5 protein-coding genes are annotated in these 5,136 nt (G+C 33.6%); 1 reads left to right on the top strand and 4 read right to left on the bottom strand.

Annotation, left to right across the window (positions count from 1 at the left end; genetic code table 11):
- The first annotated feature begins 186 nt into the window (after window positions 1–186).
- Window positions 187–639, top strand: coding sequence for an acyloxyacyl hydrolase (locus ACXJH6_RS08935; protein WP_456471412.1), 453 nt, complete (start codon window positions 187–189; stop codon window positions 637–639).
- A 40-nt stretch (window positions 640–679) separates the two neighbouring features.
- Here the strand turns inward: ACXJH6_RS08935 and flgA are convergent, their stop codons facing one another.
- The 4 genes from flgA to ACXJH6_RS08915 form a co-directional block, all read right to left on the bottom strand.
- A complete protein-coding gene (gene flgA / locus ACXJH6_RS08930) occupies window positions 680–1,270 on the bottom strand; it encodes a flagellar basal body P-ring formation chaperone FlgA (protein ID WP_456471411.1) in 591 nt (196 codons plus the stop codon).
- The gene (gene lon / locus ACXJH6_RS08925; protein ID WP_456471410.1) at window positions 1,267–3,591 is read right to left on the bottom strand and encodes an endopeptidase La; all 2,325 of its coding nucleotides are present in this window, start codon (window positions 3,589–3,591) and stop codon (window positions 1,267–1,269) included. The genes flgA and lon overlap by 4 nt, the downstream gene beginning before the upstream one ends.
- Window positions 3,592–3,599: 8 nt before the next feature.
- Window positions 3,600–4,226, bottom strand: a complete 627-nt coding sequence (gene bamD / locus ACXJH6_RS08920) for an outer membrane protein assembly factor BamD (RefSeq protein WP_456471409.1) — start codon at window positions 4,224–4,226, stop codon at window positions 3,600–3,602.
- The coding region (locus ACXJH6_RS08915; RefSeq protein WP_456471408.1) for a class I tRNA ligase family protein at window positions 4,219–5,136 on the bottom strand (918 nt) is incomplete at its 5' end. The genes ACXJH6_RS08915 and bamD, both read right to left, overlap by 8 nt.

Raw genomic sequence — 5,136 nt, 5'->3', positions numbered from 1 at the left:
ACTGTTTTTGCATGTTCGCTTAGTATTAGATATCTTTCGTATTTTGAAGGAATTAAATTATAAAGTTTTATTCCAAGAGATGCTCCGCTTGCACCGCTTACGCATATTAAAACTTTTTTCATTTTTTGCCTTTTTTTTGTTATTATTTTAAAAATAATACATTATTTTTATGTTGAAAGGAAGAATTTGAAAAAAAGATTTTTTTTAATGTTTTTACCGGTTTTACTTTTTTCTAAAAATTTGGGTGTAGAAGTTGGTTTTTCCCCGGATAGTTTTAATAAAAAATTTTTAGACGTTTTTTATGAAAAGGACACTCCCATAAAAAATCTTCCCACTTATACTACTTTGGCGCTTGGAGGGTGGAACGGGAAATACGGTTCGGGTTTTGCTGCAGTGGGAGAGGGGATAAAATTTGGAGATAAACTGTTTATAAAATGTGATATAAGTTTGTGTTATATTACACATACTACCCCTCATCTTTCTACTCATTATCAGTTTAAAGACAGAATAAGGGTGGGATATAATTTTAATGAAAATTATTCTTTATTATTTGGTTTTATTCATTTTTCAAACGGAGGTATAAAAAAACCAAACAGCGGTGAGAATTTTTTTGTTATGTGGTTTACGAAAAAGTTTTAAGTTTCACGGGACTGAGTAGATAATGTTAAAAAATTTTTTTTCATTCAATGCTGACACTATTTTTGTCGATTATTTTTGCTTTAAATATCTTTTTGTTCATTTCTATTGGTATAGTATCTCCTATGTTTCCGTCTTTTAAAGCTTTTGCTTTTGAATATATCTGAATATTGGATGATGATATTATGACCGAAACAGTGGAGTTTTTCAAAACGTCCGGGGAAATTTTTGTGTTTGATTTATTTATTACGGCATTTTTCCCTATTATTTTGGAAGCTATTAGATTTTTAGGGATTTGAGAGAGGGGAGGGGAATAAAAATATCTGAATTTAACCGTTTCTTTTTTTACGTTTACCCCCGGGATTATGGGTGAGTTTTGTTTTATTATCTTTAAAGCCTTATAAACGGGGATAGTGGCTTTTATTCTTATAAAATAATATTTTTTGTCTATAAGTATATTGCCTGAGGCTGATTTTGCACAAAGCAGTATTTTTATACTTTTATATGTTTTTGGAAAAGGTTTGTTTGATGTTATAGAAATAATGTTTATTTTAGGATAGGTTTTTTTGTAAAAATTTACAATTTCCTCTTTTACCGAAGCAAAAAGAAAAAGGGGTAAAATAAGAAATATCATTTTACTAGGGCATGGTCTAAAACTTCTTCGATTCTTTTTACAGGTACTATTTCAAGACCTTCTTTTACCTCTTCAGGAATGTCGTCAAGGTCTCTTTTAAAGTTTTTTTCCGGTATTAAAACTTTTTTAATTTTTGCTTTATAAGCGGCTATTAATTTTTCTTTTAAGCCTCCTATTGGCAAAACATCCCCGCTAAGGGTAATTTCTCCCGTCATTGCCACATCGGCTTTTACTTTTTTTTCACTGAAAATACTGGCTATTGCCGTTGCCATCGTAATTCCGGCACTCGGTCCGTCTTTTGGTATAGCGCCTTCCGGGACGTGTATATGAACGTTATATTTATAATAAACAGGCTCTTTTGAACGCTCTTTCGGTTTTATTTTTTTCGTATCGATAAGAACTTTAATAAGCGTAAAAGCTATATGAGCCGATTCTTTCATAACATCACCAAGCTGTCCTGTTAAAATTACCTGTCCTTTTCCTTTATATTTTACGGCTTCAACTTTTAGTACGTCTCCTCCAACCGGTGTCCATGCAAGACCGTTTACGACTCCTATTTTGTCTTTTTTATCAACAGTTTCAGATTCGTAAAGAGGTTTGTCCAGAAATTCTTTAAGGTTTTTAAGGGTTATTCTTATCTGTTTTTCACCTTCAAGTATTTTTATAGCGGCTTTTCTCATAATTTTTGCTATTACTCTTCTTAGGTTTCTAACTCCCGCTTCTTTTGTATATTTGTCTATTATTTCTTTTAATGCCGCATCGCTTATTTGTATTTCGCTTTTTTTAAGAGAATGTTTTTTCATTTCCTGAGGAATCAGGTATCTTTTTGCAATTTCGAACTTTTCCTGCGGCGTATAGCTGCCTACAAAAATCATCTCCATTCTGTCTCTAAGAGGTGCCGGAATGGTGCTTGGGTCGTTTGCCGTTGCTATAAATAACACTTTGCTTAAATCCAAATCAAAATTAAGATAAAGGTCTCTGAAATTTGTATTTTGTTCAGGGTCTAGGATTTCTAAAAGCACGGCAGTCGGGTCTCCCCTGTATCTTGAGATTTTGTCTATTTCGTCAAGGACCATAACGGGATTCATCTGCTTGGCGTTTATAATTCCCTGCGCTATGCGTCCAGGCATTGCTCCTATATAAGTTCTTCTGTGACCTCTGAGTTCATTTACGTCTTCAAGGCCTCCAAGAGCTATTCTGACCAGGTTTCTCTCAAGGGCTTTTGCTATCGAATTAGCTAAGCTTGTTTTACCAACCCCCGGAGGCCCCACAAAACATAAAGTAGCTCCGCTAAATTCTTCTCCTCTTTTTTTGGCAAGTTCTTTTGCGGCAAAATATTCAATTATTCTTTCTTTTGGTTTTTTAAGCCCGTAGTGGTCTTTATCAAGTCTTTCTTTAAGTTCGCTTATGTCGAAATCTTCTTTTGCATAGTTGCAAAAAGGAATTTCAAGGGCCCATTCTATATAGTTTTGAGCAGTTGTCGCCTCAGCGCTGTCAGGATGCATTCTTGAGAGGCGGTCAATCTGTTTTTTTATCTCTTTGTAAGCGTCTTCTTTCATACATGGTTTTAGTTTTTCAAGTTTTTCCCTGTACTCTTTTATCTCTTCTTCAAGTTCGTTTGTCATACCGAGTTCTTGTTGGATGAGTTTTAACTGCTGTTTTAGAAGATGCTCTCTGTTTGCCTCCTGGACCTGTTCCATAACTTTTCTTGAGAGCTCGTTTTTTATTTTTATAGATTCGATTTCTTCTAAAATAAAATGAATGAGTTTTATTACTCTCTCTTTTGTATCTATTTCTTTAAAAAGCTCATACCCTTTTTCGGCAGGAAGTTTGAGCGAGCTGGCAATAATATCTACAATTCTGTTGGCATCGCTGTTTGAGTCTATTATTTTTACGAAATCTTTAGGAAAAAAAGGATTAAGTTCGCTTAAGGCTATTATATGCTCTTTTAACGTTTCAAGCAGTGCTTTTATCTCTTTTTTTGAGGATTTTACGACTTCTACCTTGTCTACTATTGCCATAGTGGGGTTTTTATCCGTTATTTCTAAAATTTTTCCTCTCTCAAGCCCCTGAAAGAGAATCTTAACCCTGCCTTCGGGCAATGTTACTTTTCTTATAATGGTTCCTATCGTTCCGTAGGTTTCCGGTTCGTCTTTTATTGATATGAAAAGTAAAGAATGGTCGTTAATAGCTTTTTGAACGGCTATAATATCTTCTTTTTTTTCAAGAAAAATAGGAATAATCATAAAAGGATATATAAGCTCTTTTTCTACTAAAACAGGAATTTCAGCAGGAAGTTCGTTGTAGTTTTCAAGTGTCATGTTTCTCCTTACCAGTAAAATATTTTTTTATACCATGGAACTACAGGTTCTTTTGAGTTTTTAGGTATTGCGGTTTTATATTGTTTTGCAGCTTTTGGTTTGTCGAGTTTTTTATAAAGCTTATATATTTTATCATCAAGATATTTTTTTGTCAAGAGGGCTTTTGCATGTATGGTGTTTACTTCGTAAATATATTTTGAAGAAGAAAAGTTTTCTTTGAAATGTTCACATTCTTCAATAAGATTTAAAAGTTTTCCCTGGTCGGTATATGCGTTTTGATAATCAAAAAAATCGGCTTTGATTTTTTGGTATTCGCACCATGGAATTTCCTCAATGCCTGCAAATCTTTTTTCGTATTCGCCTATATAAAATTTGGCCAGTTTATACTCTTCGTTTTGCATATGGGCTAAAAAAAGGATTAAAAGGTCAGGTTTGATATAAATGGAAGAGGGATATTGAGCGTCAAGAGATAAAAACAGATTATCAGCGTCGTCAAGATTGTTATCCTGAACGGCCTTGTATATTTTTGAATGAATCGCGTTTGCCGTTAAATTAGATGCGTTTGTTAAGGATGACTTTTGAGAACATCCTATTATAAAAAGAAGTATAAAGCCCGCTAAAATTTTCTTAATCATTTAAATTCCTTAGCTCTTCCTCAACTTTTTGGAATTTTTCTTTTAGTTCGTTTAATTCTTTTTGATTTTTTTCCACCACTTCTTTCGGAGCGCGTTCTATAAAGTTTTTGTTTGAAAGTTTCTTTTCTAGTTTTTCTATTTCTTTATTTAATTTTTCTTTTTGTTTATTAAGCCTGCTTAAAAGAGGGGCGATGTCAATCTCTTCTTTGCTGACCATTGTTTCAAGATTGTCGCTTATGTCTCTGATGGCGTTTTCAATCGGTTTATTTACAAATTCAATCTCTTCGACTTTAGCCAGTTTTTTTATAAATTCCTTAGCCATTTCAGGCAGGTTTGCCAAAACGTAAGCTTTTTTGAAATTGCTTTGGGTTAAGGCTTTTATTCTTCTAAGACTTACAATCGCTTCGATTATCAAATCAAAATCGGCAGGTTTTTGTACTTCTTTTTCTTTTGGATACTCTTTTAGCATTATGGAGTTTTCTTCTATGTTTTTATTTTCGCTTAGTTCTTGATATAAAAATTCCGTAATAAACGGCATAAACGGATGCAGAAGTTTCATGCTCTCTTTAAATATCGCGCCAAGTTCAGGAATTGAATCTTTGCTGACTTTACTAAGCTCAATTCCCCAGTCGCAAAAATCCTGCCATAAATATCTGTAAAGTGTCATAGCGGCATCGTTAAATCTGTATTCGTCAAGCTCGCGTCTTACGTTTTTAACGGCTTCGTTGAATTTATAAAGCATCCATTTTCCAAGTTCGGTTTTAATTTCGGTTTCGTCTAAATCCTTAAAACTTTCCTGATGCATCGATAAAAATCTAGCAGCGTTGTAAAGTTTATTGGTAAAGTTTCTGCTTTCGATTATTTTTGCTTCGCTAAGCTTAATGTCTCTTCCCTGAACCGCAAGTATCGC

The organism is Caminibacter sp. (genome assembly GCF_053999135.1).
The sequence above is the reverse complement of the archived record's forward strand: the minus strand, read 5'-3'. Positions and strand labels throughout refer to the sequence as shown.